This is a genomic window from Methylobacterium sp. WL103 (assembly GCF_008039885.1).
Classification (GTDB): Bacteria; Pseudomonadota; Alphaproteobacteria; order Rhizobiales; family Beijerinckiaceae; genus Methylobacterium; species Methylobacterium cerastii.
Map to the genome: position 1 here is coordinate 1 of NZ_VRUX01001287.1, position 448 is coordinate 448.

Sequence of the window (448 nt, forward strand, 5' to 3'; positions counted from 1 at the left end):
CCACCCCGGCGTCGCGGCCGGCCGCCTCGCGATCGTCGCGCGCCTGCTCGACTCGGCGGCGCCCCAGGACCGTGCGACTCTCCTCGCGAACGCGGCCCGCAGCGTGCCGAACCTCCAGATCGCCCCCTGGAGTGAGGCCGCGCCGACGGACGACGGCTCCGACCGTCCGGTCGTCCGCCGCCTGCGGAACGGGTTCGGCCGGGCGCTCACCGTGGTCGACATCGGCACGCCCGAGATCCGCAAGGCGGGCTACCTCCGGCTCGGTATCGCGACGCCGAACGGCGCGCGGCTGCAGGCGAGCCTGCCGGACGACCCGCTGCGCCCGCCGCACGAGGGCGCGATTATCTTCACCGTGATCTTCCTCGCCCTCACCCTGGCCCTGCTCTCGGTCTGGGCGACGCGGGCGCTGACGGCGCCCGCGTCGCCCAGACCGAGAGCAGGGCCAGGG

General features: G+C 75.9%; 1 pseudogene. It reads left to right on the forward strand.

Features of this window, described 5'->3' with window-relative positions:
- A pseudogene (locus FV222_RS30485) lies at positions 1 to 448 on the forward strand (two-component sensor histidine kinase); the annotation flags it as partial.